Below are 23,931 nucleotides of genomic sequence, written 5' to 3'. Positions count from 1 at the left end.
ACTACGATCCCCTTTGTGAACCGCGAAGTGACCCTGCCTCTGATCGTCGACGACCGCGGCACCCTGCAGGTCGCCGCGTCCGACGTGAGCAAGCTTCTGCGCACGGTGGGCGGGCGATGGCTGCGGCTGGTGGAGGCCGGCGAGGAGAGTCTGGACGAGGACACGGTCGCCGCTCTCACCATCGAGCTCGCCAAACTGGCCGACCGCATCGACGTGGCCTGCATCGCCCACAGCAGCGGCCAGTCCTCCTGACCCGACGCCCCTGGCGCCTGCCCCCGCCCGCCCCCCTGTCCCCGAGATGGAGTAACCCGGCGAGAGATCGCCGCCGCCGTGAGTGACCGTGGATGAGCGCCCCGAAACGGGCGCACCACTTTCCGGTCGGGGGGCGAGAGCCTTCCGCGAGGCGAAAGCAGGCACGGTTCATGGCGACTTTGTGCAGACCCTCGGTGTCCGTTCCAGAGCACGTGATCACGATGGAGGAGACGCTTGAGCTGGCGCGCGAGCGCCACACCGACCATCCCCAACTGCCTCTCGCCCTCCGGCTGATAGAGAACACCGGGGTACGCACCCGGCACATCGTGCAGCCCATCGAGGAGACGCTGAAGCACCCCGGCTTCGAGGACCGCAACCGGCTCTACGAGCGGGAGGCGAAGGCCCGGGTCCCCGCGGTGATCCAGCGGGCCCTCGACGACGCGGAGCTGCTCACCACCGACATCGACGTGATCATCTACGTCTCGTGCACGGGCTTCATGATGCCCTCGCTGACGGCGTGGCTGATCAACGAGATGGGTTTCGACAGCACCACGCGGCAGATACCCATCGCCCAGCTGGGGTGCGCGGCCGGCGGTGCGGCGATCAACCGGGCCCACGACTTCTGCACCGCCTACCCCGAGGCCAACGCGCTGATCGTGGCCTGCGAGTTCTGCTCGCTGTGCTACCAGCCGACCGACATCGGTGTGGGCTCCCTGCTCTCCAACGGCCTGTTCGGCGACGGCATCGCCGCCGCGGTGGTCCGCGGACAGGGCGGCACCGGTGTCCGCCTGGAGCGCAACGGCTCGTACCTGATCCCCAAGACCGAAGACTGGATCATGTACGACGTGAAGGCGACCGGCTTCCACTTCCTGCTGGACAAGCGGGTGCCGGCCACCATGGAGCCGCTCGCACCGGCCCTGCGGGACCTGGCGGGCACCCACGGCTGGGACGCCTCCGACCTGGACTTCTACATCGTCCACGCCGGCGGGCCCCGGATTCTGGACGACCTGAGCAAGTTCCTCCAGGTCGACCGGCACGCGTTCCGGTTCAGCCGGGCCACGCTCACCGAGTACGGCAACATCGCCAGCGCCGTCGTCCTGGACGCGCTGCGCAGGCTCTTCGACGAGGGCGGCGTCCACGACCGGGCGCGCGGGCTGCTGGCCGGTTTCGGGCCCGGCATCACCGCGGAGATGTCCCTGGGCCGCTGGCAGACCGCGGACGAGACGCAAGGCGTGAGGCAAGCGTGAGTGAAGAGACGATCGACCGGGCCGACACCGCTCCGCCCGTCCGGGACTGGCCGGCCCTCGACCTGCCCGGCACCGACTTCGACCCCGTGCTGACCGAGCTGATGCGTGAAGGTCCCGTCACACGTATCTCACTGCCCAACGGCGAGGGCTGGGCCTGGCTGGTGACCCGGCACGACGACGTCCGCCTGGTCACCAACGACCCCCGGTTCGGCCGCGAGGCCGTCATGGACCGGCAGGTCACCCGGCTCGCCCCGCACTTCATCCCGGCGCGCGGCGCGGTCGGCTTCCTCGACCCGCCCGACCACACCCGGCTGCGCCGCTCGGTGGCGGCCGCGTTCACGGCCCGGGGCGTGGAGCGCGTGCGCGAGCGGTCCCGCGGCATGCTCGACGAACTCGTCGACGCCATGCTGAAGGCCGGCCCGCCCGCCGACCTCACCGAGGCCGTGCTGAGCCCCTTCCCCATCGCGGTGATCTGCGAGCTGATGGGCGTCCCGGCCACCGACCGGCACAGCATGCACACCTGGACCCAGCTGATCCTTTCCTCGTCGCACGGCGCGGAGGTCAGCGAACGGGCCAAGCACGAGATGAGCGCCTACTTCGCCGACCTCATCGGGCTACGGTCGGACAGCACCGGCGAGGACGTCGCCTCGCTGCTGGGCGCCGCGGTGGGTCGGGACGAGATCACCCTGGAGGAGGCCGTCGGGCTCGCCGTCCTGCTCCAGATCGGCGGTGAGGCGGTCACGAACAACAGCGGGCAGATGTTCTACCTGCTGCTGACCCGCCCCGAACTCGCCGAACGCCTGCGCTCCGAACCGGAGATCCGTCCCCGGGCCATCGACGAGCTGCTGCGCTGGATTCCCCATCGCAACGCGGTCGGGCTGTCCCGGATCGTCCTGGAGGACGTGGAGGTCAGAGGGGTGCGGATGCGGGCGGGCGACGCGGTCTACGTGTCGTACCTGGCCGCGAACCGCGACCCGGAGGTCTTCCCCGACCCGGACACGATCGACCTCGCCCGCAACCCCAACCCGCACGTGTCCTTCGGCTTCGGCCCGCACTACTGCCCCGGCGGCATGCTGGCCCGGCTGGAGTCCGAGCTGCTCGTCGACACGGTCCTGGACCGGGTGCCGGGGCTGAAGCTCGCGGTGCCGCCCGAGGACGTGCCCTTCAAGAAGGGTGCGCTGATCCGCGGGCCCGAGGCCCTGCCGGTGACCTGGTGAGCGGCCTCGCGGCGGTGTCGGAGGGGCTGCTGGTGCCGCCGGGGCACGGCAGGGTCGTGCAGGCGCCCGCCCAGCACGTGACCTTCAAGGTGACCGGTTCGCACTCGCGCACGGCCTCCACCTTCGAGGTGATCGTGCCGCCGGGTTTCGACGTCGGCGCCCATGTGCACACCCGCAGCGAGGAGCTGTTCTACGTGCTGGAAGGCGAGCTGGACGTGCTCGCCTTCGAGCCGAGGATCCGCACTCCCGACAACTGGCAGAAGTGGGAGTCGGCTTCGGGCAACCGGGTGGTGCGCGCGACCCCGGGCACGGTCATCGTCGTACCTCCCGGCTGCCCCCACGCCTTCGCGAACCCGACGGGCGAGCCCGCCAAGATGTTCTTCCAGGCGAGCCCGCCCCCGGACCACGAACGCTACTTCGAGGAACTCCTGGAGATCCTCGGCGAGGACGGCCCCCCGGACCACGAGGCCATCGAGGCGCTGCGGGCCAAGTACGACATCGAGCAGCTGACGCCGCTCAGGCACCGACCGGGCCCGCCCTAGGTGTGCTGTCCCGGCCCTAGCGGATCGGCATCCCCGCCAGGGTCCGCGCGATCACCAGCCGCTGGATCTCGCTGGTGCCCTCGAAGATGGTGTAAATGGCGGAGTCGCGGTGCATCCGCTCCACCGGGTACTCACGCGTGTAGCCGTTGCCGCCCAGGATCTGGATGGCCTGGGCGGTCACCTTCTTCGCCGTCTCACTCGCGAACAGCTTGGACATCGATCCCTCGGCCGCCGTGAACGGCTTGCCGTTGATCGCCATCCAGGAGGCCCGCCACACCAGCAGCCGCGCCGCGTCGATGGACGTCCGCATGTCCGCGAGCTGGAAGGCGACGCCCTGGTTGTCGATGATCGGCCGCCCGAACTGCTCACGGGTCTGGGCGTACTCCAGGGCGACCTCGTAGGCGGCACGGGCCGTGCCCACCGCCATGGCTCCGACCGCCGGGCGCGACGCCTCGAACGTGGCCATCGCGGCGTTCTTGACGCTCCCCCAGCCTCCGGCCGGGGGGACCCCCACCCCGCCCTTCCTGGCCTTCTCCCGGGCGCGGGCCAGGCGCGCGTCCAGCTTCTCCTTGCCGCCGAGCAGGCAGGAGCCGGGGACGCGCACGTTGTCCAGGATCACCTCGGCGGTGTGCGAGGCGCGGATGCCGTGCTTCTTGAACTTCTGGCCCTGCGACAGCCCCGGGGTGTCCGGCGGGATGATGAAGGAGGCGTGGCCCTTGGAGCCCAGCTCCGCGTCGACGACGGCGACCACGACGTGGACATTGGCGATGCCGCCGTTGGTCGCCCAGGTCTTGGTGCCGTTGAGCACCCACTCGTCCTTGGCCTCGTCGTACACGGCACGCGTGCGCATGGAGGCCACGTCGGAGCCGGCGTCGGGCTCGGAGGAGCAGAAGGCGGCGACCTTGACGTCGCCCGCGTCACCGTACATCTGGGGGATCCAGGTGCCGATCTGCTCCTCGGTGCCGTTGGCGAGGACGCCGACGGCGGCCAGGCCGGTGCCGACGATGGACAGCGCGATGCCGGCATCACCCCAGAACAGCTCCTCCATCGCCATCGGGATGCCGAGGCCGGTGGGGTCGAAGTACTGCTGGGCGTAGAAGTCGAGGGAGTAGATGCCGACCTTGGCGGCCTCCTGGATGACCGGCCAGGGAGTCTCCTCACGCTCGTCCCATTCGGCGGCGGCGGGACGGATGACATCGGCCGCGAAGCCGTGCAGCCAGTCCCGGACCTCCTTCTGTTCGTCGTTGAGCTCCATGGTGAACTCGGCCATGTCCCCTCCAGTGACGCACGTACATGTTACTTGCGGTAACACGAGTCTGTTACCGGTGGGTAGGAAAAGTCAACTCCCGAGGCCCCGTCGCCCTCCCGTTCGATGTCCGGTGCCCACCGGGTGTTAGTTTGCGCAGGCGTCACCGAACCAGCACGGGTGGGGAGAGCACATGGACACCACGCAGCGGACCGATCAGCAGCGGTCCGCCGACCGCAGACGGCGCGAGCTGCTGGAGGCCGCCGACCGGGTGGTGCTGCGCGACGGTCCACAGGCCTCGATGAACGCCATCGCCGCCGAGGCCGGCATCACCAAGCCGATCCTCTACCGCCACTTCGGCGACAAGAGCGGACTGTACGCCGCCCTGGCCATGCGGCACACGGACGCCCTCCTCGCCTCGCTGCGGGCCGCCCTGGACGCTCCCGCGGAGCGGCGGGAACGCGTCGAGGCCACCCTGGACACCTACCTGGCGGCCATCGAGGCACGCCCGCAGGTGTACCGCTTCCTGATGCATCCGGCGGAGGGCACCACCCCGCCGGGCGACCAGGCCGACCAGGGCTTCGACGTCGGCAAGCACTCGGCTCCGCTGCTGCGCCGCATGGGCGAGGAACTGGCCCAGGTCATCGAGGAGCGCCTCGACGTCGGACCGGGCACCCAGCAGTTGGCCCGGGTATGGGGGCACGGAATCGTCGGCATGATGCACGCCGCCGGGGACTGGTGGCTGGGCGAACGCCCCTGCTCCCGGGCCGAGTTGGTCCGCACCCTGGCCGACCTGCTGTGGGGCCGCCTCGCCGCGGCCGGGGACAAGGCGGGCGGCCCGGGGTTCTGACGCCGCGGGCGGACCGCGCCCCGACCGCCGCCCACCGGCCCCGTCCGCCGGTCACGCACCGGCGGGCCTCGCGACCACGGCCTCCCGGCCGCATCCGGACGCGGCCCCACCACCACGCACCACTGCCCGCCGCACGGGGCCGCACGCCGACCCATCACATCCCACACCCGGACGCGGCCTCACCACCGCGCACCGGCCCGGTCTCGCCGGGCGCGCGGCGAGGCGGCCACCGGGCCACCGACCGGAAACGCGCTCAGCGGTGCCAGGACGCCCGCGCCACCTGCCGCATCAGCTTCCGGTGACGCCGGCCGGCCAGGCGATCGGCGTACACCCGGCCCTCCAGGTGATCGCACTCGTGCTGGAGGCACCGGGCGAAGAATCCGGTCCCGTGCACGGTGACCGGCTCCCCCGTCATCGTGAAGCCCTCCACGACCGCGTGGTCGTGACGCTCCGTCCCGGCCTCCAGTCCCGGCAGCGACAGACAGCCCTCCGGCCCGCGCACCACCACCCCGTCCGTCTCGACGAGCCGCGGGTTCACCACGTGCCCGAGGTGGCGCTCGTCCTCGTCGTCCGGGCAGTCGTACACGAAGACGCGTACCGGCTCGCCGATCTGGTTCGCGGCCAGGCCCACACCGTGGGCGGCGTACATGGTCGCGAACAAGTCCTCCACGAGCGCCGCGAGTTCCGGACCGAAGTCCGTCACCTCGTCGCAGGGTGCGTGCAGGACGGGATCGCCGAGGAGGCCGAGGGGTCGGACGCGCCCGTGGGCGCCCGGGATGGAGCCGTGTCGCATGGCGGCAAGAGTAAGGTCCCTGTGTCCCCCGGCGGCTCGCGCCCACCGCCGGAACCCCGTGGCCGGTGCCGCGATTCGGGAGTGCGAACGGATCTCGATAGGCTGAGGTCCACACCACGTGGCCGTCAGGCTTCAGGCGCGGCGCGTACGCAAGGAGGATCGAGAACTGATGGCAGGCAACTCGGACCCGCTCACGCCCCGGGCCAAGATCGCCGTGACCGCGGGCAAGGCGGTCGCGGCGGCATCTCGTGCCGCGGGGCGCGGCAGCGGTTCGGTGATCGGCGGCAAGGTCGCGCTGCGACTCGATCCCGACCTCCTCGCCCGGCTCGCCCAGCATCTGGACGTGACCCTCGTCTCGGCGACCAACGGCAAGACCACCACCACCCGGCTCATCGCAGAGGCGCTCAAGGCGGCCGGCCCGGTCGTCTCCAACGCCCTCGGCGCCAACATGCCGGCCGGCATCACCTCGGCGCTCGCCGCCGGCGCGGAGTCCCGGTACGGCGTCATCGAGGTCGACGAGAAGTACCTCGTCGGCGTCGCCCAGGCCACCGAGCCGAAGTGCATCGCGCTGCTCAACCTCTCCCGTGACCAGTTGGACCGCGCCGCCGAGACCCGCATGCTCGCCGAGAACTGGCGCGAGGGCCTGACCGGTTCGAAGGCCGTGATCGTCGCCAACGCCGACGACCCGCTGGTGGTGTGGGCCGCGTCCTCCTCCCCCAACGTGATCTGGGTCGCCGCCGGGCAGATGTGGAAGGACGACGCCTGGTCCTGCCCGGCCTGCGGCGGGGTGATGCAGCGCCCCGGCGACGACTGGTTCTGCGGCGAGTGCGGCTTCCGCCGGCCGACGCCGAGCTGGGCCCTGTCCGGCGACCACGTCCTCGACCCGCACGGCTCCGCCTGGCCGATCCACCTCCAGCTGCCGGGCCGCGCGAACAAGGCCAACGCCGCCTCCTCGGCCGCCGTCGCCGCCGTCTTCGGGGTGCCGCCGCAAGTCGCCCTGGAGCGCATGTACCAGGTACAGGCGGTCGCAGGACGCTACGACGTCGTGCAGTTCCAGGGCCGTGACCTGCGTCTGCTGCTCGCCAAGAACCCGGCGGGCTGGCTGGAGACCTTCTCCCTGATCGACCCGCCGCCGGCCCCGGTGATCCTCTCGGTGAACGCGCGCGGCGCCGACGGCACCGACACCTCCTGGCTGTGGGACGTGGACTACACCCGGCTGACCGGCCACCCGATCTGCGTGATCGGTGACCGGAAGCTGGACCTCGCGGTGCGCCTGGAGGTCGCGAACCAGCAGTTCCAGGTGTGCGAGGACCTCGACCAGGCGGTGCAGCTGTGCCCGCCGGGACGCATCGAGGTCATCGCGAACTACACCGCCTTCCAGGACCTGCGCCGCCGCGTCGGCAACTGACCGCGAGACTTCAGGGGACTTTCGTGAGCGACAACCAACTGCGGATCGTCTGGATCTACCCGGACCTGCTCAGCACGTACGGCGACCAGGGCAACGCCCTCGTCGTGGAACGCCGGGCCCGCCAGCGCGGCCTCGACGTGGCCCGCCTCGACGTGCGCAGCGACCAGCCGATCCCGACCTCCGGCGACATCTACCTGATCGGCGGTGGCGAGGACCGCCCGCAGCGGCTCGCGGCCGAGCGGCTGCGCCGCGACGGGGGTCTGCAGCGGGCGGTGGGGAACGGCGCGATCGTCTTCTCCGTCTGCGCCGGCTACCAGATCCTGGGTCACGAGTTCATCAACGACCTGGGCCAGCGCGAGCCGGGCCTCGGCCTGCTCGACGTGGTCTCCACCCGCGGCGAGGGCGCCCGGTGTGTCGGCGACGTCCTCGGCGACATCGACCCCCGCCTGGGTCTGCCACCGCTGACCGGTTTCGAGAACCACCAGGGCGTCACCCACCTCGGCCCCGGTTCCCGCCCGCTCGCCCAGGTCCACTTCGGCAACGGCAACGGCACGGGTGACGGCACGGAGGGCGCGTACAACGACACGGTCTTCGGCACGTACATGCACGGCCCGGTGCTGGCGCGCAACCCGCTGATCGCGGACCTGCTGCTGAAGCTGGCCCTCGACGTGAACGCCCTGCCGCCGACCGACGACCGCTGGTACGAGGCGCTCCGCAACGAGCGCATCGCTGCCGCGCAGCAGCCCGCGTGACCTTCGCGGGGCGGGCCCGTCTGATGACTCGTCCGCACAGGTGAGCGGGCACGTCCAGTAGGCGGACGCACGGTTCGGTCCCGCCCCCCGGTGCCGCTAGGGTGGCGGGGATCGAGCCGGACAGCGCGGTCCGGACCCGTGCCACTTGAGAAGGTATTTCGGGCTATGCGCATTGGTGTCCTCACGTCCGGCGGCGACTGCCCCGGCCTGAACGCCGTCATCCGGTCCGTCGTGCACCGTGCCGTCGTCGACCACGGCGACGAGGTCATCGGCTTCCGGGACGGCTGGAAGGGCCTCCTGGAGTGCGACTACCTCAAGCTCGACCTGGACGCGGTCGGCGGCATCCTGGCGCGCGGCGGCACCATCCTGGGCTCCTCCCGGGTCCGTCCCGAGCACCTGCGGGACGGGGTCGAACGCGCCCGCGGCCACGTCGAGGAACTCGGCCTGGACGCGATCATCCCGATCGGCGGCGAGGGCACGCTGAAGGCGGCCCGGCTGCTGTCCGACAACGGCCTGCCGATCGTGGGCGTGCCGAAGACCATCGACAACGACATAGCGGTCACCGACGTCACCTTCGGCTTCGACACGGCCGTGACCGTCGCCACCGAGGCCCTGGACCGGCTGAAGACCACCGCCGAGTCCCACCAGCGGGTGCTGATCGTCGAGGTCATGGGGCGGCACACCGGCTGGATCGCGCTGCACTCGGGCATGGCGGCCGGCGCGCACGCCGTGGTCGTGCCGGAGCGGCCCTTCGACATCGACGAGTTGACCGCGAAGGTCGGCGAGCGGTTCTCGGCGGGCAAGCGGTTCGCGATCGTGGTGGCCGCGGAGGGTGCCAAGCCGAAGGCCGGCACGATGGACTTCGACGAGGGCGGCAAGGACGTCTACGGCCACGAGCGCTTCGCCGGGATCGCCCGCCAGCTCTCGATCGAGCTGGAGGAGCGCCTCGGCAAGGAGGCCCGGCCGGTGATCCTCGGGCACGTCCAGCGCGGCGGCACGCCGACGGCGTACGACCGGGTGCTGGCGACCCGGTTCGGGTGGCACGCGGTGGAGGCCGTGCACCGGGGTGAGTTCGGGATGATGACGGCGCTGCGGGGGACGGACATCCGGATGGTGCCGCTGGCCGAGGCGGTGGAGTCGCTCAAGACGGTGCCGGACGCGCGGTACGCGGAGGCGGAGTGCGTGCTGTGATTTCGCGGGGCCGCTGAGAGCTCGAGACATGAGGTTCGTCGCGGGCTGCGGGCCGTATGTGGCTGCTCGCGCAGTTCCCCGCGCCCCTGACGGGGCGCTGTACCGCCCCCGGTGACGGAAGTTGCCGGGGGCGGTTCTAGTCTGGTGCGGACAGACAGCGCTCAACCCCCACGAAACAGGAGCCGGCGGATGGATCACGGCGGGCACGGCATGACGATGGATCTGCCGCCGTTCACGCTGGGGCGGGGTCTCGCGTGGTCGGCGGACCCCTTCTTCCTGATCGCCTGTCTCCTGGGACTGGCGCTGTACGGGTGGGGCGTCGTCAGGCTGACCCGGCGCGGCGACAAATGGCCGGTGGGCCGGACCGTGTCCTTCGTCGTCGGTGTGCTGAGCATCGGGCTGATGATGTGCACCAAGCTCAACGACTACGGCATGGTCATGTTTAGCGTGCACATGGTGCAGCACATGATGATCAGCATGGTGTCGCCGATCCTGCTGCTGCTCGGCGCCCCGATCACCCTGGCCCTGCGCGCGCTGCCCACGGCGGGCCGCGGCCGCAAGGGGCCCCGCGAACTGCTGCTGATGCTGCTGCACAGCCGCTACATGCGGATCGTCACGCACCCCGCGTTCACCATCCCGCTGTTCATCGCGAGCCTGTACGGGCTGTACTTCACTCCCCTCTTCGACTTCCTGATGGGGTCCAAGGTCGGGCACATCGGAATGATGGTGCACTTCCTCGCCGTCGGGCTGGTGTTCTTCTGGCCGATCATGGGCGTCGACCCGGGCCCGCACCGGCCGGGCTACCTGATGCGGATGCTGGAGCTGTTCGCGGGCATGCCGTTCCACGCGTTCTTCGGCATCGCGCTGATGATGGCGTCCTCGCCCATGGTCGAGACGTTCAAGAACCCGCCCGCGTCGCTCGGCATCGACGCGCTCTCCGACCAGAACGCGGCCGGCGGCATCGCCTGGGCCTTCAGCGAGGTCCCGTCCGTGCTGGTGCTGCTCGCGCTGCTGTTCCAGTGGTACGCCTCGGAGGAGCGGCAGGCCCGGCGCAGCGACCGCGCCGCCGACCGCGACGGTGACAAGGAACTTCAGGCGTACAACGCCTATCTGGCCTCACTGAACACACGCGGCGGCTGAACGGCGGCTGTGTTCAGTAGCATGTGGCGCGTCGGGGGAACCGCCCGGGGGGAGCGGTATGGCACGCCACGTGGGCCGGGTCGTCGCCGGCCGCTATCTGCTGCTGCGCCCGCTCGGCGACGGCGGGTCGGACCGGGTGTGGCTCGCGCACGATCAGCGGCTGGGCTGCGAGGTCGCGCTGAAGGCCGTACGCGCCGGGGCCCGGGGCCTGCCACGGCCGGGCGATCATCCGCACCTGGTGACCGTTCATGACGTGGTGGAGCACGAGGGCGTGCCATGGACCGTCATGGAGTATGTGGCGGGCGCCGTCGATCTGAGGGGACTGGTGGCCCGGCGCGGCCCGCTGGCCCCGGCCGAGTGCGCCCGGATCGGGCTCGCCGTGCTCGACGCGTCGGCCGCCGGTGACGAGCGGGGTGTGCCGCACCGGCCTGTGGGGCCGGCCGACATCCTGCTGGCGCCGGACCGCGGCGGCGCTCCGTACGGCAGGATCCTGCTCCTGGACCACGTCGTCGCGGGGCCCGGGGACGATGACGGCCTCCTCGCACTGGGCCGCACGCTCTACTACGCCGTCGAGGGCCGCGAGCCCTCCGGCCGCGAGGTGGCCGTTCCGCCCGTGCGGGCCGGTGCGCTCGGGCCGCTGCTGGAGAGACTGCTCGGCGCAACCCCGGGGCCGCGTGTCACGGCGGCCGAGGCGGAGGCGGAACTGGCGTGGATCGTCACGCCGCAGACCGAGGCGTACGTCCGGCCGCGGGCCGACCCGGGATCGCAACCGCCCTGGTCCGCGCCGCCCACGCCCGTGCCCCGCCCGGCTGCCGCCGCCGATCGGCAGGCTGCCGCCACCGGGCACCGGCGCCCGCGTTCGCGGGCCCTGCGTGCCGCTCTGGCCGGCGGGCTCGGTCTGGTCCTCGCCCTGGGCGCCGTCTGGTACGCCCTGGCCGACCGGGCGGCCGACGGGACCGGGGCACCGTACGGCGACGCCGTGGGGCTCGTGGCGCCGCTGGAGGACGGGGACTGCGTCCGCGCCCGGTGGCCGGGCGGCACCCGGTTCGCGGGGACGCCGCGCCTCACCGTGGACCCGGACTGCCGGGGCGGGGCGCCCGACGGCCAGGTGATGGCGTTCGTGCCCGCCTCCTCCGCCGAGGAGGCCCGCGAACTGGGGCCGGCGCGGTGCGAGGAGCGGACGCGGGAGGTCCGGGACCGGCTGGCCGGGGTGCGCGCTGTGGCGGTGGTGCCGGCCGACGACGGATTCGAGACCGCCCGGAGGCGCACCGCCTGCCTGGTGCTGGGGGCGCACGGGCCGGTGTACGGGCCGCTCGGGCGGCATCGCGAGCCGGGTTCGGTGTTCGCGGACACCGCGACCATGCAGCGCCGGGACTGCCTGGACGTGCGCTCCACGCGGGAGGCCCGGCTGGTGTCCTGCGCGGGCCGGTACGACGCCCAGGTCCTCGGATTCACCCGTTTGGCCTCCGACGTCACGCTCGCCGAGGCGCCCGGGGCGGCGGACCGGGCGTGTGCGCGGAAGGTGCCGCCGCGCGACTACGGATTCGACCCTTCCCTGCACGAGGCCGGGTCCCGGACGGCCGTCGGCGCGTGGAAATCCGGCTCACATCTCGTCGTCTGCACCGTACGGAGGCAGAACGGGGGCACCATGGAGGGGAACGGACCATGAGGAGGGTGTCGCGATGCCCGGTTCCACGGACAGTTCCACGAAGACGATGGGGGCGCTCACCATCGGCGGCCTGGTCGCGGTGACGGCCTACACGGTGGCGCTCGGGAGCAACGGCTGGCTGTGGTTCGGCTGGGTCGTGCTGGGTCTGATCACCGTGGGGATGGTCGCCACCCGCAGCACCTGAGCCCCGCGCCGGGGCGTACCGGATCTCACTCGCGGCCGAGTCTGCCCGCCGAGTGCACGCCCGGCTGGTACTTCGGCAGCCGGACCGTGATCTTCATGCCCGCGCCGACGGCAGTCTCGATGACGAGGCCGTGGTCGTCTCCGTAGACCTGGCGGAGCCGGTCGTCGACGTTGGACAGCCCGATGCCGCCCGACGGGCTGACCTCACGCGCCAGGATGCGGCGCAGCAGGTCGGGGTCCATTCCGGCGCCGTCGTCCTCGATGACGACCAGGGCCTCGGCGCCCGCGTCCTGCGCGGTGATCTGGATGCGGCAGCGGTCGGACTTGCCCTCCAGGCCGTGTTTGACGGCGTTCTCGACGAGCGGCTGGAGGCAGAGGAAGGGCAGGGCGACCGGCAGCACCTCGGGGGCCACCTGGAGGGTGACGGCGAGGCGGTCGCCGAAGCGGGCCCGCACCAGTGCCAGGTAGTGGTCGATGGCGTGCAGTTCGTCGGCGAGGGTGGTGAAGTCGCCGTGCCGACGGAACGAGTAGCGGGTGAAGTCGGCGAACTCCAGGAGCAGCTCGCGGGCGCGCTCGGGGTCGGTGCGCACGAACGAGGCGATGACCGCGAGCGAGTTGAAGATGAAGTGCGGGGAGATCTGGGCGCGCAGGGCCTTGATCTCGGCCTCGATGAGCCTGGTGCGGGACTGGTCGAGGTCGGCCAGCTCCAGCTGGACGGAGACCCAGCGGGCGACCTCGCCGGCGGCCCGGACCAGGACGGCGGACTCGCGGGGCGCGCAGGCGACCAGGGCGCCGTGCACCCGGTCGTCGACGGTGAGCGGGGCGACCACCGCCCAGCGCACCGCGCAGTCGGGGGTGTCGCAGGTGAGCGGGAAGGCCTCGCCGCGGCCGGTCTCCAGCGGGCCCGCGAGGCGTTCCATGATCTCCGAGCGGTGGTGGGCGCCCACGCCGTCCCAGACCAGGACCTCCTTGAGGTCGGTCAGGCACAGTGCGTCCGTGCCGAGCAGGGAGCGCAGCTTGCGGGCCGACTTGCCGGCGGTCTCCTCGGTCAGGCCCCCGCGCAGCGGGGGTGTGGCCAGGGAGGCGGTGTGCAGGGTCTGGAAGGTGGCGTGCTCGACCGGGGTGCCGAGTCCGCCGAGGTTCTGCGGGCGGGCCGTGCGGCGCCCCAGCCAGAAGCCCGCGGCCAGCAGGGGGAGCACGGCGACGACCAGGCCCGCGAGGAAACCGCCCATGGAGCCGCTCACGGGGCCGCCTCCTCGCGCAGGTCCTGCGCGGCGCGCAGTTCGTCTCTGCGCAGGTCCTCCGTGCGCAGTTCCTCCGCGCGCAGCTCTTCCGGCAGGTGGAAGCGGGCCAGGATCGCCGCCGTCCCGGCCGGAACCCGGCCCGGGGTGGCCAGGGAGACCAGCACCATGGTGAGGAAACCCAGCGGCACCGACCAGAGCGCGGGCCAGGCCAGCAGCGCGTGCAGCGCGCCGCCGCCACCCGGGAAGCCGCCCATGGTGGCGGCGACGGCGAGCAGGGCGGAGCCGCCCCCCACCAGCATCCCGGCCGCCGCGCCGGGCGGGGTCAGCCGCCGCCACCAGATGCCGAGGACGAGCAGTGGGCAGAAGGAGGAGGCGGACACGGCGAAGGCGAGGCCGACGGCGTCGGCGACCGGCAGCCCGCCGACCAGCGCGCTCGCCGCCAGGGGCACGGCCATGGCGAGGAGGGTGCCGAGCCGGAAGTGCGGTACGGCGCGGGACGGCAGCACGTCCTGGGTGAGGACGCCCGCGACGGCCATGGTCAGCCCGGACGCGGTCGACAGGAACGCGGCGAAGGCGCCGCCCGCCACCAGGGCGCCGAGCAGGTCGCCGCCCACTCCCCCGATCACCCGGTCGGGCAGCAGCAGGACGGCGGCGTCGGCGTCGCCGGTGAGGGTCAGCTCGGGGGCGTACAGGCGGCCGAGGGCACCGTAGACGGGCGGCAGCAGGTAGAAGGCGCCGATCAGACCGAGCACGGCGACGGTGGTGCGGCGGGCGGCGACGCCGTGCGGGCTGGTGTAGAAGCGGACCACGACGTGCGGCAGGCCCATGGTGCCGAGGAAGGTGGCGAGGATCAGTCCGTACGTGGCGTACAGCGGGCGCTCGGTGCGGCTCTCGGCCCGGGAGGGGGACAGGGCGTCGTCGGCGCCGCGTCCGGCGGCCGGGACCGGGGTGTCCTTGGCGAAGGTGAGCCGGGTGCCGGCCTCGATGCGGTGGGTGCCGGCGGGCAGGCCGAGCCGGGTGCCGTCGTGGACGCGGCCGTCCACGGTGCCGTCGACGGTGACGGTCAGCGGACGGTCGAGCTTGAGGGTGAGGCTGTCGTCGACCCGGACGGAGCGTTGCTCGCGGAAGGTGGCGGGTTCGTCGAAGGGCCGACCGGGGGCACCGTCGCCCTGCCAGGCCAGCACCAGGAAGAGCGCGGGGACGAGCAGGGCGGTGAGTTTCAGCCAGTACTGGAAGGCCTGGACGAAGGTGATGCTGCGCATGCCGCCGGCGGCGACGATGGCGGTGACGACGACGGCGACGATCACCCCGCCCAGCCAGTCGGGTGCCCCGCTCAGTACGGTCAGGGTCAGTCCGGCGCCCTGGAGCTGGGGCAGCAGGTACAGCCAGCCGACGCCGACGACGAAGGCCCCCGCGAGCCGCCGTACCGCCTGGGAGGCGAGCCGGGCCTCGGCGAAGTCGGGCAGCGTGTAGGCGCCGGAGCGGCGCAGCGGGGCGGCGACGAAGAGCAGCAGGACCAGATAGCCGGCGGTGTAGCCGACGGGGTACCAGAGCATGTCGGGGCCCTGGACCAGGACCAGGCCCGCGATGCCGAGGAAGGACGCGGCGGAGAGGTACTCGCCGCTGATGGCGGCGGCGTTCAGGCGGGGGCCGACGGTGCGGGAGGCGACGTAGAAGTCGGAGGTGGTGCGGGAGATGCGCAGGCCGAAGGCGCCGACGAGGACGGTGGCGACCACGACGAGGGCGACGGCGGGTATGGCGTAGCTGGAGTTCATGGCGCCTTCACGGACTCGCTCGACACGGTCATCGGTCCTCGACGAGGCGGACGAAGTCGCGTTCGTTGCGTTCGGCGCGGCGCACGTACCAGCGGGCGAGGAGGACCAGCGGGGCGTACAGGCCGAAGCCGAGGACGGCCCATTCCAGGCGGCGGGCGTCGGGCATCGCCGCGAACAGCAGCGGCAGCGGTCCGACGAGGAGTCCGAGGACCGCGAAGGCGGTGAGGCCGGCGCGCAGCTGGCTGCGCATCAGGGACCGGACGTAGGTGTGCCCGAGGGTGGTCTGCTCGTCGATCTCGGTGCGCGGGCGGTAGTAGCCGGAGGCCCGCCGGGTCCGCCTGGGCGGGCCGGTGACGGTGACGCGGCGTTCGGTGGGGTCCTGGGGCATGGCTCACGGCCTCCGCATGAGCAGGTCCCGCAGCTCGCGGGTGTGGCGCCGGCTGACCTGGAGTTCCTCGGTGCCGACCAGGACGCTGACGGTGCCCGCGTCCAGGCGGAGTTCGCCGATGTGGCGCAGGGCGACGAGGTGCCGGCGGTGGATGCGGACGAAACCGCGGGCGCGCCAGCGCTCCTCCAGGGTGGACAGGGGGATGCGGACGAGGTGGCTGCCCCGGTCGGTGTGCAGGCGGGCGTAGTCGCCCTGGGCCTCGACGTGGGTGATGTCCTCGACGGGGACGAAGCGGGTGACGCCGCCGAGTTCCACGGTGATGTGGTCGGGGTCGGGTTCGTGCACGGGTATGCGCGGAGCGGGGGTCGTGGTGCCCCGGCGTTCGACGGCGCGGCGGACCGCCTCGGCGAGCCGTTCCCTGCGGACGGGTTTGAGGACGTAGTCGACGGCCTTGAGGTCGAAGGCCTGCACGGCGAAGTCCTCGTGCGCGGTGACGAACACGACCAGCGGCGGCCGGGCGAACCCGCTCAGCAGCCGGGCCAGGTCGAGTCCGTCCAGGCCCGGCATCTGGATGTCGAGGAAGACGACGTCGATGGCGTCCGGCCCGTCGGGGCCCGACTCCAGGGCGCGGTTGATGCGGCGCAGCGCCTCGGTCGCGTCTCCCGCGCCCTCGGCCGTACCGATGCGGGGATCGGCTTTCAGCAGGTACACGAGTTCCTCGAGCGTGGGGCGTTCGTCGTCGACAGCCAGGGCGCGCAGCATGAGGCTGGAGTGTAGGAGCAATCCGTACGCCTGCACACGTGCCCGTCGCGGACGTATCCGCTGGATACAGTGCCCGCATGAACAGCAGGTCCACCCCGTTCGACGAACTCGACCGGAAGATCGTCACCGCCCTGATGGCGAACGCCAGGACGTCCTTCGCCGAGATCGGCGCGGAGGTCGGGCTGTCCTCGACGGCGGTCAAGCGCCGGGTGGACCGGCTGCGCGAGACCGGCGTGATCACCGGGTTCACGGCGACGGTGCGCCCGTCCGCGCTGGGCTGGCGCACCGAGGCGTACGTGGAGGTGTACTGCGAGGGTGCGGCACCGCCGAGGCGGCTGGCGGAGGTCGCGCGCGGCTATCCGGAGATCACGGCGGCGATGACGGTGACCGGCGGGGCGGACGCGTTGCTGCACGTGCGGGCGCGGGACGTGGAGCACTTCGAGGAGGTGCTGGAGCGGATCCGGGCCGAGCCGTTCATCCGGAAGACGATCAGTGTGATGGTGCTGTCCCATCTGATCCAGGACGCTCCGGAGGCCGGCGCTAGCCTCCCGGCGCCCGAAGGCGCGGCACCCGGCCCGGCCGAGGGCGCAGCAGACGTGCGCTGACCTGGCCCAGGACGCAGCGATGCTGCGCCAACACGCAGCTCTTGTCGCTTGTCGTCCGTCTCCTTCGCTTTCTACCGTGGTGTCATCCCTCAGTCACAAACCGTTAGGAAGCGGAGGAACCCCTCTGTGCCCGAATCACGTGTGCCGCGCCGGCGGCGCTTCCTGGTCTGCGAACCCAGACACTTCGCCGTGCAGTACGCGATCAACCCGTGGATGAGCACCGGCCGACCGGTCGACGTCATCCGCGCCCTGGACCAGTGGCAGGCACTGGTCGACGCCTACCGCGCCCACGGCCACACCGTCGACACGGTCGGGGCGGTCCCGGGCCTGCCCGACATGGTCTTCGCCGCGAACTGCGCGGTCGTCGTCGAGGGCCGGGTCCTCGGCTCCCACTTCCACGCGCCCGAGCGCCGTCCCGAGTCCGTGCCCTACGAGGCGTGGTTCAAGGCGGAGGGCTTCGAGGTCCACCACCCCGAGGCGGTCTGCGAGGGCGAGGGCGACCTGGTCCCGGCCGGCCGCTGGATCCTGGCCGGCACGGGATTCCGTACGACCCGTGAGGCGCATCGAGAGGCGCAGGAGTTCTTCGGCGTGCCGGTGATCTCGCTGACGCTCGTGGATCCGTACTTCTACCATCTGGACACGGCCCTGTTCGTGCTCGACGACGGGGCCGCCGGGAACGTCGCCTACTACCCCGGGGCCTTCTCGCCCGGCAGCCGTGAGGTGCTGGAGCGGCTCTACCCGGACGCGGTGATCGCCACCCGCGAGGACGCCATGGCGTTCGGGCTGAACTCCGTCTCCGACGGACGGCACGTGTTCATCTCGCCCGGGGCGCGGGGACTCGCCGATCAGCTCGCCGGCCTCGGCTACGTCCCCGTCCCCGTCGACCTGTCCGAGTTCCACAAGGCGGGTGGCGGCATCAAGTGCTGCACCCAGGAGATCCGGGAGATCCGCTCATGACCGCACCCGCCCGCAACCGCGGCTCCGAGGAACTGATCCGCGCGGAGGAGCCCGTCCTCGCGCACAACTACCACCCGCTGCCCGTGGTCGTGGCCCGCGCGGAGGGCGCCTGGGTCGAGGACGTGGAGGGCCGCCGCTACCTGGACATGCTGGCCGGCTACTCGGCGCTCAACTTCGGCCACCGCCACCCGGCGCTGATCGACGCCGCCCACCGCCAGCTGGACCGGCTCACGCTGACCTCGCGCGCCTTCCACAACGACCGGCTCGCGTCCTTCGCCGAGCGGCTTGCCGCGCTGACCGGCACGGACATGGTGCTGCCGATGAACACCGGCGCGGAGGCGGTGGAGAGCGGCATCAAGGTGGCCCGCAAGTGGGCCTACGACGTGAAGGGCGTCCCGGCCGACCGGGCGACGATCGTGGTCGCGGCGGACAACTTCCACGGCCGTACGACGACGATCGTGAGCTTCTCCACGGACGAGACGGCCCGCTCGGGCTTCGGTCCCTTCACTCCCGGCTTCCGGGTCGTCCCGTACAACGACCTGGCGGCCATGGAGGCGGCGGTCGACGAGACGACGGCGGCCGTGCTGATCGAGCCGATCCAGGGCGAGGCGGGCGTGCTGATCCCGGACGACGGCTATCTGGCCGGCGTGCGGGAGCTGACCCGCCGGGCCGGATGCCTCTTCATCGCGGACGAGATCCAGTCGGGGCTCGGCCGCACGGGGCGCACCCTCGCCGTCGAGCACGAGTCGGTCGTGCCGGACGTGGTGCTGCTCGGCAAGGCGCTGGGCGGCGGCATCGTCCCGGTGTCGGCGGTGGTCGGCAGCCGGGAGGTGCTCGGTGTGCTGCACCCGGGCGAGCACGGTTCGACGTTCGGCGGGAACCCGCTGGCGGCCGCGGTCGGCACCGCGGTGGTGGAGTTGCTGGAGACGGGCGAGTTCCAGCACCGGGCGGCCGAGCTGGGCGCGGTGCTGCGCGAGGGTCTGACCGCCCTGGTCGGCAGGGGCGTCGTCGGTTTCCGTGCCCGCGGACTGTGGGCGGGCGTCGACGTCGACCCGGCGCTCGGCACGGGCCGCGAGATCAGCGAACGTCTGATGCGCGAGGGCATCCTCGTCAAGGACACGCACGGCTCCACGATCCGCCTGGCGCCGCCGCTGACCGTCACCGGTGAGGAGCTGGAAGGGGCGCTCGGGACGCTGGAGAAGGTCCTGACGTCCTGACCCCGTCCCTAGGGCCTGTCGTTCGGATCGGGTCGGCTGAGAGAGACCGCGCCTTCAGCCGACCCCGGCAAGATCCGAACGACAGGCCCTAGCTAGGTGTGCCGTCACGGAGCGGTTCGGCCCCGGTCGAGCCGCTCCACGTGTGTCACGTTGTCCCGGTCCTCGGCGTCCTCGCCGGGCCCGCCCGCGAACCAGGCGTCGAGGATCTCCCGCAGCAGCGGCGCCGACGTCAGCCGCAGACTGAGCGCGAGTACGTTGGCGTCGTTCCAGCGGCGGGCCCCGTCCGCCGTGTACGCGTCGGCGCACAGGGCGGCCCGTACTCCGGGCACCTTGTTCGCGGCGATCGACGCGCCGGTGCCGGTCCAGCAGCACACCACCGCCTGGTCGGCCGTGCCGTCGGCGACCTCGCGCGCCGCCCGCTCCGAGCACACCGCCCACCGCGGGTCCGCGCCGGGCCGCAGCGCGCCGTGCGCCAGCACCTCGTGGCCGCGTCCGCGCAGTTCCTCGACGAGGAGACGGGCGACGGGTTCGTCCATGTCGGAGGAGACGGAGATACGCATGCGCGCAGCGTACTCACCGCGCCTGTCCCGCGCGCCGCTCACCTCATCGGCTCAACCACATGACTGAAGTCACGACCATACCCAGGATGATCGGGGGAACGGTACGACCTGAGAAACGTACGACCGAGCAGCACTCCGCCGGGAGCGACTGCCCGTGGAAAGGGAGCCCGCCACGTCCCCCACCGAGAACGGCCAAGAATCCGACGCTGCGGCGATCCGCCGCCACCCGGCCCTCTTCCGGGCGATCAAGCGTCGGCAGAACCCCCGCCTGCGCCGGTCGGACATCACCGTCACGGACGAGGCCGCGGTCAAGAGAGCGGTGAAGGCCGCCTCTCTGGGCAATGCCATGGAGTGGTTCGACTTCGGCATCTACGCCTATCTGGCCGGCACCATCGGCCGCGTGTTCTTCCCGTCCGGGAGTGACACCGCGCAGCTGCTCTCCTCGTTCGCCACGTTCGCCGTGGCGTTCCTGGTGCGCCCGCTCGGCGGCATGGTCTTCGGTCCGATGGGTGACAAGGTCGGCCGCAAGAAGGTGCTCGCGCTGACGATGATCCTCATGGCGATCGGCACCGCCGCCATCGGGCTCATCCCCAGCTACGACTCCATCGGCTTCTGGGCCCCCGTCCTGCTGATCCTGTTCCGCCTGCTCCAGGGCTTCTCGACCGGCGGCGAGTACGGCGGTGCGTCCACGTTCATCGCCGAGTACGCGCCCGACAAGCGGCGCGGTTTCTTCGGCAGCTTCCTGGAGCTGGGCACGCTGGCCGGGTACACCGGCGCCGCGAGCCTGGTCACCGGCCTCACGGCCTGGCTCGGCAGCGACACCATGGACGCCTGGGGCTGGCGCATCCCGTTCCTGGTCGCGGCGCCGCTCGGCATCGTCGGTATCTATCTGCGGCTGAGGCTGGACGACACGCCCGCGTTCCTGAAGCTGGAGGACTCCAACGTCCACATCTCGGAGGCGGCGACCGCGGTGGAGACCACCGCGCGGGGCGACCTGGCCAAGATCTTCCGCACGCACTGGCGCTCGCTGGTGCTGTGCATCGCGCTCGTCGGCGCGTACAACATCACCGACTACATGCTGCTGTCGTACATGCCCACGTATCTCTCGGACGAGCTGGACTACAGCGAGAGTCACGGCCTGATGATCCTCGTGGCCACCATGGTGCTGCTGATGCTGATCATCAACCAGATCGGCCGCCTGTCCGACCGCTACGGCCGCAAGCCCCTCCTGATGACCGGCATGATCAGCTTCTTCGTCCTGTCCGCCCCGGCCTTCGTACTGGTGCAGGACGGCAGTCTGCTCGCCGTCTCGGCCGGCATGCTGATGCTCGGTCTCTCCCTGGTCTGCCTGCTCGGCACGATGTCGGCGGCGCTCCCGGCGATGTTCCCGACCAACGTCCGGTACGGCTCCCTCTCGGTCGGCTACAACCTGTCCGCCTCGCTGTTCGGCGGTACCACGCCGCTGGTCATCACCGCCCTGATCAGCGTGACCGGCTCCGACATGATGCCCGCCTACTACGCCATGGCCGCGGCCCTGGTCGGTGTCGTGGCGGTGGCCTGCATGAAGGAGACGGCCCAACAGCCCCTCGAGGGCTCCCCGCCCTCGGTGCAGAGCCAGGAGGAGGCGGCGGAGCTGGTCGAGTCGCAGGCCCCCACGCCGAAGTTCTGACCACGCGTCGGTGGGGCGGTGGGGTCGGCCCGCACCCCACCGCCCGGCCGACGTCACCGCGTGGAGCGCGCCGGCCGAAGAGCGGCCGAACCGGCCCCGGCCGGGCCGGCACGGTCCGGGCTACGATCGATCACCGGACGCGGACGTCCGGCGCGGAACCGTGCCTTGCCTACCGGGAGAGCGGGAGACACACCGTGTTCTACTACGTGCTCAAGTACGTACTGCTGGGCCCGCTGCTGAGAGTCGTCTTCCGCCCCCGCATCGAGGGCCTGGACCACGTGCCGGCGTCGGGGGCGGCCATCGTCGCGGGCAACCACCTCTCGTTCTCGGACCACTTCCTGATGCCCGCGGTGCTCAGACGCCGCATCACCTTCCTCGCCAAGGCCGAGTACTTCACCGGCCCGGGCCTCAAGGGCCGGCTGACCGCGTTCTTCTTCCGCAGTGCCGGGCAGATCCCCGTCGACCGCACCGGCAAGGAGGCGGGGCAGGCCGCGATCCGCGAAGGGCTCGGCGTGCTGGGCAGGGACGAGTTGCTCGGCATCTATCCGGAGGGCACGCGCTCGCACGACGGCCGGCTGTACAAGGGCAAGGTCGGCGTCGCCGTGATGGCGCTCAGGGCCGGGGTGCCGGTCGTACCCTGCGCGATGATCGGCACCTTCGAGGCGCAGCCGCCGGGCCGGAAGATCCCGAAGCTGCACCCCGTGGTGATCCGCTTCGGCGAGCCCCTGGACTTCTCCCGCTACGCCGGCCTGGAACGGGAGAAGGCCGTGCTGCGCGCCGTCACCGACGAGATCATGTACGCGGTCCTGACGCTGTCCGGCCAGGAGTACGTCGACCGGTACGCGGCCGACGTGAAGGCGGAGGAGGCGGCGAAGGCGGCGAAGGCGCCGCGGTTCCCCCGGCTGCCGCACCGCTAGGGCCTGCCGTTTGGATCAGGTCGGCCAAGAGAGACCGCGCCTTTCAGCCCACACACCCCGCGACGCCGGCAAGATCCAAACGACAGGCCCCAGAAGCCGTTGCCCGCCGTCGGGGCCCGTTGCCCGGCTTGGGCTCCCCTTGTCTGCCGTCGGCAGAAGGCGTGGCCGGGCGGCCGGACGTGCGCCTACCGTCGCCGTATGACACGTGCTGTGGTGGTCGGAGCGACGGGACAGATCGGACGGGTGGCGGTGGGAGCGCTGGCCCGCGACGGCTGGGAGGTGACGGCCGTCTCGCGGGGCGGCGAGCGGGACGGGGGCTGGCCCGAGGACGTACGGGTGGTGCGGGCCGACCGGGAGGACGACGCGGCCCTGTCGGCGGCGGTGGGTGACGGCTGCGACGTCCTGGTGGACATGGTGGCCTACGGGGAGGGACACGCGCGGCAGTTGGTCCAGCTCGCCGGGCGGGTCGGCTCGGCGGTGGTGATCTCCAGCCTGTCGGTCTACGAGGACGACAAGGGCCGCAACTTCGACACGCAGGCCGAACCCGACGGCTTCCCCCACTACCCCGTGCCGCTCACCGAGGAGCAGCGCACGGTCCGCCCGGGCGACACCTCGTACCCCACCCGCAAGATCGCGCTGGAGCGTGAACTCCTCGCGGCGGGCGACCGGTTGCCCGTCACACTGCTGCGCGCGGGCGCGATCCACGGGCCGCACTGCCGGACCCCGCGCGAGCTGTACTTCGTCAAGCGCAACCTCGACGGCAGGCGTCGGCGCGTCCTCGCGTACGGCGGTGCGAGCCGCTTCCATCCGGCGAGCGTGCACAACATCGCCGAGCTGATCCGGCTGGCCGCCCCGCGGCCGGCTACGCGCGTCCTGAACGCCGTCGATCCGGACGCGCCGACGGTGGCGGAGATCGCGGCGGCGATCGACGCGGTGATGGGCGTGGAGGCCGAGGACGTGCTGGTGGACGGTCCGCCGCCCGTGGACGGCGTGGGCGACACACCGTGGTCGGTGCCCGTGCCCGTCGTGAGCGACATGACGGCGGCGGAACGGCAGTTGGGCTACCGCCCGGTGGTCCGGTACGCCGAGACGCTGCCGGCCACGGTCGCCTTCCTCGAGGAGCGGCTGGCCGGCCGGGACTGGCGGGAGGCGTACCCGAAGATGTTCCGGGCGTACGGCGACCTCTTCGACTACGCGGCGGAGGACACCTGGCTGGCGGCGCGGCAGGGCTGAGGACGGCGGAGGGGGGGGGGGGGGGGGGGCCGCCCCCCCCCCCCCCCGCCCCCGGGGGGGGGGGGGGGGGGGGGGGGGGTGTTATTAACCAAAGAACGGGGCGCCCTCAGGAGT

General features: G+C 72.0%; 24 protein-coding genes. 17 read left to right on the top strand and 7 right to left on the bottom strand.

Annotation, left to right across the window (positions count from 1 at the left end):
• Positions 1-15: 15 nt before the first annotated feature.
• The 4 genes from ACFW48_RS04120 (at position 16) to ACFW48_RS04105 (ending at position 3,258) form a co-directional block, all read left to right on the top strand.
• Positions 16-252: a DUF6213 family protein gene (locus ACFW48_RS04120; protein WP_030969080.1), complete on the top strand. Its 237-nt coding sequence runs from the start codon at positions 16-18 to the stop codon at positions 250-252.
• Positions 253-344: 92 nt separating this feature from the next.
• Complete coding sequence (locus ACFW48_RS04115) at positions 345-1,499, top strand: type III polyketide synthase (RefSeq protein WP_386310303.1); 1,155 nt, start codon at positions 345-347, stop codon at positions 1,497-1,499.
• Positions 1,496-2,716 (top strand): cytochrome P450, encoded by a 1,221-nt coding sequence (locus ACFW48_RS04110; protein ID WP_386310301.1) that lies wholly within the window; start codon positions 1,496-1,498, stop codon positions 2,714-2,716. Before ACFW48_RS04115 ends, ACFW48_RS04110 begins: the two co-directional genes overlap by 4 nt.
• Positions 2,713-3,258 carry a cupin domain-containing protein gene (locus ACFW48_RS04105; protein ID WP_386310299.1) on the top strand — a complete coding sequence of 182 codons (546 nt, stop codon included), beginning with the start codon at positions 2,713-2,715 and terminating at the stop codon, positions 3,256-3,258. The genes ACFW48_RS04110 and ACFW48_RS04105 overlap by 4 nt, the downstream gene beginning before the upstream one ends.
• Positions 3,259-3,274: 16 nt before the next feature.
• Here the strand turns inward: ACFW48_RS04105 and ACFW48_RS04100 are convergent, their stop codons facing one another.
• Complete coding sequence (locus ACFW48_RS04100) at positions 3,275-4,528, bottom strand: acyl-CoA dehydrogenase family protein (RefSeq protein WP_386310297.1); 1,254 nt, start codon at positions 4,526-4,528, stop codon at positions 3,275-3,277.
• Between the two features lie 169 nt (positions 4,529-4,697).
• Here ACFW48_RS04100 and ACFW48_RS04095 point away from each other — a divergent pair, with 169 nt between their 5' ends.
• A complete protein-coding gene (locus ACFW48_RS04095; RefSeq protein WP_386310295.1) occupies positions 4,698-5,354 on the top strand; it encodes a TetR family transcriptional regulator in 657 nt (218 codons plus the stop codon).
• Between the two features lie 253 nt (positions 5,355-5,607).
• On the opposite strand, the gene def is transcribed toward ACFW48_RS04095, so the two are convergent.
• Positions 5,608-6,147, bottom strand: coding sequence for a peptide deformylase (gene def, locus ACFW48_RS04090; RefSeq protein WP_386310294.1), 540 nt, complete (start codon positions 6,145-6,147; stop codon positions 5,608-5,610).
• A gap of 169 nt (positions 6,148-6,316) precedes the next feature.
• Between def and ACFW48_RS04085 the strand changes: the two genes are divergently transcribed.
• The 6 genes from ACFW48_RS04085 (at position 6,317) to ACFW48_RS04060 (ending at position 12,491) form a co-directional block, all read left to right on the top strand.
• Positions 6,317-7,555 (top strand): MurT ligase domain-containing protein, encoded by a 1,239-nt coding sequence (locus ACFW48_RS04085; RefSeq protein WP_386310292.1) that lies wholly within the window; start codon positions 6,317-6,319, stop codon positions 7,553-7,555.
• A 23-nt stretch (positions 7,556-7,578) separates the two neighbouring features.
• Positions 7,579-8,307, top strand: coding sequence for a type 1 glutamine amidotransferase (locus ACFW48_RS04080; protein WP_386310290.1), 729 nt, complete (start codon positions 7,579-7,581; stop codon positions 8,305-8,307).
• Between the two features lie 165 nt (positions 8,308-8,472).
• Positions 8,473-9,498, top strand: coding sequence for a 6-phosphofructokinase (locus ACFW48_RS04075; protein ID WP_386310288.1), 1,026 nt, complete (start codon positions 8,473-8,475; stop codon positions 9,496-9,498).
• A 189-nt stretch (positions 9,499-9,687) separates the two neighbouring features.
• Entirely contained in the window at positions 9,688-10,638 is a 951-nt protein-coding gene (locus ACFW48_RS04070) for a cytochrome c oxidase assembly protein (protein ID WP_386310286.1), read from the top strand.
• A gap of 58 nt (positions 10,639-10,696) precedes the next feature.
• Complete coding sequence (locus ACFW48_RS04065) at positions 10,697-12,307, top strand: septum formation family protein (RefSeq protein ID WP_386310284.1); 1,611 nt, start codon at positions 10,697-10,699, stop codon at positions 12,305-12,307.
• Positions 12,308-12,320: 13 nt separating this feature from the next.
• Entirely contained in the window at positions 12,321-12,491 is a 171-nt protein-coding gene (locus tag ACFW48_RS04060) for a hypothetical protein (protein WP_225635017.1), read from the top strand.
• A 25-nt stretch (positions 12,492-12,516) separates the two neighbouring features.
• Here ACFW48_RS04060 and ACFW48_RS04055 read toward each other — a convergent pair whose 3' ends face one another.
• The 4 genes from ACFW48_RS04055 to ACFW48_RS04040 are packed head-to-tail and all read right to left on the bottom strand — an operon-like array spanning position 12,517 to position 16,659.
• A complete protein-coding gene (locus tag ACFW48_RS04055) occupies positions 12,517-13,722 on the bottom strand; it encodes a sensor histidine kinase (protein WP_386311098.1) in 1,206 nt (401 codons plus the stop codon).
• Positions 13,723-13,730: 8 nt separating this feature from the next.
• Positions 13,731-15,509 carry a cation acetate symporter gene (locus tag ACFW48_RS04050; protein WP_386310283.1) on the bottom strand — a complete coding sequence of 593 codons (1,779 nt, stop codon included), beginning with the start codon at positions 15,507-15,509 and terminating at the stop codon, positions 13,731-13,733.
• A gap of 28 nt (positions 15,510-15,537) precedes the next feature.
• The gene (locus ACFW48_RS04045) at positions 15,538-15,897 is read right to left on the bottom strand and encodes a hypothetical protein (RefSeq protein WP_310874557.1); all 360 of its coding nucleotides are present in this window, start codon (positions 15,895-15,897) and stop codon (positions 15,538-15,540) included.
• 3 nt (positions 15,898-15,900) lie between these two features.
• Entirely contained in the window at positions 15,901-16,659 is a 759-nt protein-coding gene (locus ACFW48_RS04040) for a LytR/AlgR family response regulator transcription factor (RefSeq protein WP_386310281.1), read from the bottom strand.
• A gap of 77 nt (positions 16,660-16,736) precedes the next feature.
• Here ACFW48_RS04040 and ACFW48_RS04035 point away from each other — a divergent pair, with 77 nt between their 5' ends.
• The 3 genes from ACFW48_RS04035 (at position 16,737) to rocD (ending at position 19,438) form a co-directional block, all read left to right on the top strand.
• Positions 16,737-17,264 (top strand): Lrp/AsnC family transcriptional regulator, encoded by a 528-nt coding sequence (locus tag ACFW48_RS04035; protein ID WP_386310279.1) that lies wholly within the window; start codon positions 16,737-16,739, stop codon positions 17,262-17,264.
• 126 nt (positions 17,265-17,390) lie between these two features.
• Positions 17,391-18,221 (top strand): dimethylargininase, encoded by an 831-nt coding sequence (gene ddaH / locus ACFW48_RS04030; RefSeq protein WP_386310277.1) that lies wholly within the window; start codon positions 17,391-17,393, stop codon positions 18,219-18,221.
• Complete coding sequence (gene rocD, locus ACFW48_RS04025) at positions 18,218-19,438, top strand: ornithine--oxo-acid transaminase (RefSeq protein ID WP_386310276.1); 1,221 nt, start codon at positions 18,218-18,220, stop codon at positions 19,436-19,438. Before ddaH ends, rocD begins: the two co-directional genes overlap by 4 nt.
• Positions 19,439-19,542: 104 nt before the next feature.
• Here rocD and ACFW48_RS04020 read toward each other — a convergent pair whose 3' ends face one another.
• Positions 19,543-19,998 carry an RpiB/LacA/LacB family sugar-phosphate isomerase gene (locus ACFW48_RS04020; RefSeq protein WP_386310275.1) on the bottom strand — a complete coding sequence of 152 codons (456 nt, stop codon included), beginning with the start codon at positions 19,996-19,998 and terminating at the stop codon, positions 19,543-19,545.
• 154 nt (positions 19,999-20,152) lie between these two features.
• On the opposite strand from ACFW48_RS04020, the gene proP reads away from it, so the two are divergent.
• The 3 genes from proP (at position 20,153) to ACFW48_RS04005 (ending at position 23,817) form a co-directional block, all read left to right on the top strand.
• Positions 20,153-21,667 carry a glycine betaine/L-proline transporter ProP gene (gene proP, locus ACFW48_RS04015; RefSeq protein ID WP_386310273.1) on the top strand — a complete coding sequence of 505 codons (1,515 nt, stop codon included), beginning with the start codon at positions 20,153-20,155 and terminating at the stop codon, positions 21,665-21,667.
• Positions 21,668-21,861: 194 nt separating this feature from the next.
• Positions 21,862-22,584 (top strand): lysophospholipid acyltransferase family protein, encoded by a 723-nt coding sequence (locus ACFW48_RS04010; protein WP_386310272.1) that lies wholly within the window; start codon positions 21,862-21,864, stop codon positions 22,582-22,584.
• 198 nt (positions 22,585-22,782) lie between these two features.
• Complete coding sequence (locus tag ACFW48_RS04005; protein ID WP_386310271.1) at positions 22,783-23,817, top strand: NAD-dependent epimerase/dehydratase family protein; 1,035 nt, start codon at positions 22,783-22,785, stop codon at positions 23,815-23,817.
• Positions 23,818-23,931: the final 114 nt, after the last annotated feature.

Origin of the sequence: Streptomyces sp. NPDC058812, assembly GCF_042744565.1 — a bacterium.
Lineage (GTDB): Bacteria > Actinomycetota > Actinomycetes > Streptomycetales > Streptomycetaceae > Streptomyces > Streptomyces thinghirensis.
The sequence above is the reverse complement of the archived record's forward strand: the minus strand, read 5'-3'. Positions and strand labels throughout refer to the sequence as shown.

Coding starts and splice junctions, on each gene's coding strand:
- ACFW48_RS04070 (WP_386310286.1), top strand. CDS start 9,688: ATGGATCACGGCGGGCACGGCATGACGATGGATCTGCCGCCGTTCACG.
- ACFW48_RS04005 (WP_386310271.1), top strand. CDS start 22,783: ATGACACGTGCTGTGGTGGTCGGAGCGACGGGACAGATCGGACGGGTG.
- ACFW48_RS04075 (WP_386310288.1), top strand. CDS start 8,473: ATGCGCATTGGTGTCCTCACGTCCGGCGGCGACTGCCCCGGCCTGAAC.
- ACFW48_RS04060 (WP_225635017.1), top strand. CDS start 12,321: ATGCCCGGTTCCACGGACAGTTCCACGAAGACGATGGGGGCGCTCACC.
- ACFW48_RS04045 (WP_310874557.1), bottom strand. CDS start 15,897: ATGCCCCAGGACCCCACCGAACGCCGCGTCACCGTCACCGGCCCGCCC.
- ACFW48_RS04100 (WP_386310297.1), bottom strand. CDS start 4,528: ATGGCCGAGTTCACCATGGAGCTCAACGACGAACAGAAGGAGGTCCGG.
- ACFW48_RS04055 (WP_386311098.1), bottom strand. CDS start 13,722: ATGGGCGGTTTCCTCGCGGGCCTGGTCGTCGCCGTGCTCCCCCTGCTG.
- rocD (WP_386310276.1), top strand. CDS start 18,218: ATGACCGCACCCGCCCGCAACCGCGGCTCCGAGGAACTGATCCGCGCG.
- ACFW48_RS04020 (WP_386310275.1), bottom strand. CDS start 19,998: ATGCGTATCTCCGTCTCCTCCGACATGGACGAACCCGTCGCCCGTCTC.
- ACFW48_RS04085 (WP_386310292.1), top strand. CDS start 6,317: ATGGCAGGCAACTCGGACCCGCTCACGCCCCGGGCCAAGATCGCCGTG.
- ACFW48_RS04065 (WP_386310284.1), top strand. CDS start 10,697: ATGGCACGCCACGTGGGCCGGGTCGTCGCCGGCCGCTATCTGCTGCTG.
- ACFW48_RS04115 (WP_386310303.1), top strand. CDS start 345: ATGAGCGCCCCGAAACGGGCGCACCACTTTCCGGTCGGGGGGCGAGAG.
- ACFW48_RS04095 (WP_386310295.1), top strand. CDS start 4,698: ATGGACACCACGCAGCGGACCGATCAGCAGCGGTCCGCCGACCGCAGA.
- def (WP_386310294.1), bottom strand. CDS start 6,147: ATGCGACACGGCTCCATCCCGGGCGCCCACGGGCGCGTCCGACCCCTC.
- ACFW48_RS04035 (WP_386310279.1), top strand. CDS start 16,737: ATGAACAGCAGGTCCACCCCGTTCGACGAACTCGACCGGAAGATCGTC.
- ACFW48_RS04040 (WP_386310281.1), bottom strand. CDS start 16,659: ATGCTGCGCGCCCTGGCTGTCGACGACGAACGCCCCACGCTCGAGGAA.
- ACFW48_RS04050 (WP_386310283.1), bottom strand. CDS start 15,509: ATGAACTCCAGCTACGCCATACCCGCCGTCGCCCTCGTCGTGGTCGCC.